We start from the raw sequence: 2129 nt of genomic DNA on the forward strand, positions 1-2129 counted from the left end.
GGCGGCGGCCAGGGCGGCGGCGAGCGTCGTCCGCACCCCCGCGGCATCGGCGGCGCGTACCGGCGTGATCAGGATGTCGATGATCCCGCCGCACGTCAGCCCCACCGCGAAGGCGTCCTCGTCGCTGAATCCGAAGCTCTCCAGGACGCTCTCGCCGCTCTCCAGCGACTCGCGGCACAGTTCGTACACCGCGCCCTCCACGCACCCGCCGGACACGCTGCCGATCGCGGCGCCGTCGGCGTCGACGGCGAGGGCGGCGCCGGGCCGGCGGGGCGCGCTGCCGTGCGTCGCCACGACGGTGGCGACGGCGAAGTCCCGTCCCTGCTCGCACCATTGGTGTAGTTCAGCGGCGATGTCCAGCATGGTGCTCAGCTCCCGTTATGCTCCGTTTCCTCACCTCACGCCCAGCCACTGTTCGATCGGGCCGAGCGCGAAGTAGACGAGGAAGATAACGCTCAGCCCCCACATGAACCCTCCCGGCTCGCGCCACTTCCCGCGCGCGGCCCGGATGGCGGTGTAGGCGATGACGCCCGCGCCGACGCCGGCGGTGATGCTGTACGTGAACGGCATCAGGGCGACCGTCAGAAAGACGGGAATGGCGGCCGAACGGTCGCTCCAGTCCACGTGCTTGGCCGCGCCCATCATCATCGAGCCGATGACGACGAGCGCCGCCGCGGCCACCTGGGCGGGCACGAGCCGGGTGACCGGCGTGAAGAAGAGGCAGGCGGCGAAGAACGCGCCGGTGACGACGGACGACAGCCCCGTACGGGCGCCCTCCCCGGCCCCGGTGGCCGATTCGATGAAGACGGTCTGGCCGGAGGCCCCGGCGACGCCGCCGATCGCGCCGCCCGCGCCGTCGATGAACAGCGCGCGGGACAGGCCGGGCAGCCGTCCCTCGGCGTCGGTGAGCCCGGCCTCGGTGCCGACGCCGATGATGGTGGCCATGGCGTCGAAGAACCCGGCCAGCACCAGGGTGAAGACGATCATCGAGACGCTGATCGCCCCGATCCGGTCCCAGCCGCCGAACTCGACGTGCCCGAGGAGGGCGAAGTCGGGGGCAGAGACGGCGCTGCCGTGCAGCGCCGGGGTGACACCGCCCCAGTCCCGGTCGGTGAGGTGGCCGAGCCGGGTGACGGCGACGGACAGGAGGGTGCCGACGACGATGCCGATGAGGATGGCGCCGGGGACCGCGCGGGCCTGGAGCATGAAGATGAGCAGCAGGGTGACGGCGAAGAAGAGGACGGGCCAGCCGGTGAGTTCGCCGGTGGCGCCGAGCTGGACGGGGGCGCCCGTGCCCTTGCCGACGAAGCCCGCTTTCACCAGGCCGATCAGGGCGACGAACATGCCGATGCCCATGGTGATCGCGTGTTTCAGCGGCAGCGGTATCGCGTTCATGATCATCTCGCGGAGGCCGGTGACGACCAGGAGCATGATGACGGCCCCGTACATCACGCACATCCCCATGGCCTGCGGCCAGGTCAGCCGCGGCACGACCTGCGTGGTCAGGGCCGCCGAGACGTTGAGCCCGGCCGCGAGGGCGAGCGGCACCTTGCCGATGAACCCCATCAGCAGCGTGGTCAGCGCCGCCGCGGCGGCGGTCGCGGTGATGACGGCGGTGCGGCCGAGGGTGTGCCCGTCGGCGTCGGGGCCGCTCAGCAGCACCGGGTTGAGCAGCAGGATGTACGCCATCGCCATGAAGGTGGTGACGCCGCCGCGCACCTCGCGCGCGAGGGTCGAGCCGCGGGCGGTGATGTGGAAGTACCGGTCGGGCCACGAGCGGCCGGCGGGCTGGCGCGGGCCGTCGCCGTCGCCCGCCGCCGGACGCGGCCGTATCGACTGATGGGTCACGTGCCTGCTCCCGAGGTTCACAGGGCGCCCGTGTGGGGCGCGGGATATGGGTGGGATGGTGCGTGGCTGCACGACCCGGGGGACGGCCCGAGACGGAGGGACGGACGGTTGGGCGTACGGATGGGCGTACGGAGCGGTCAGGTGCCGGTGAGGTGTTCGGGCCGCACCGGGACGCGGTTGAGGGGCAGCCCCGTCGCCGCCCGGATCGCCGCCACGACGGCCGGGGTCGAGGACAGGGTGGGCGCCTCGCCGACGCCGCGGAGCCCGTACGGCGCGGCGGC

General features: G+C 72.8%; 2 protein-coding genes. Both read right to left on the reverse strand.

The window, feature by feature from the left end; genetic code table 11:
* A partial coding sequence (locus tag ACFU99_RS41595; RefSeq protein ID WP_384403399.1) for an XdhC family protein occupies positions 1-363 on the reverse strand: 363 nt, incomplete at its 3' end.
* A gap of 30 nt (positions 364-393) precedes the next feature.
* Positions 394-1848 (reverse strand): NCS2 family permease, encoded by a 1455-nt coding sequence (locus ACFU99_RS41600; protein WP_384403402.1) that lies wholly within the window; start codon positions 1846-1848, stop codon positions 394-396.
* Positions 1849-2129: the final 281 nt, after the last annotated feature.

The sequence above is a fragment of the Streptomyces sp. NPDC057654 genome (assembly GCF_042800135.1).
Lineage (GTDB): Bacteria > Actinomycetota > Actinomycetes > Streptomycetales > Streptomycetaceae > Streptomyces.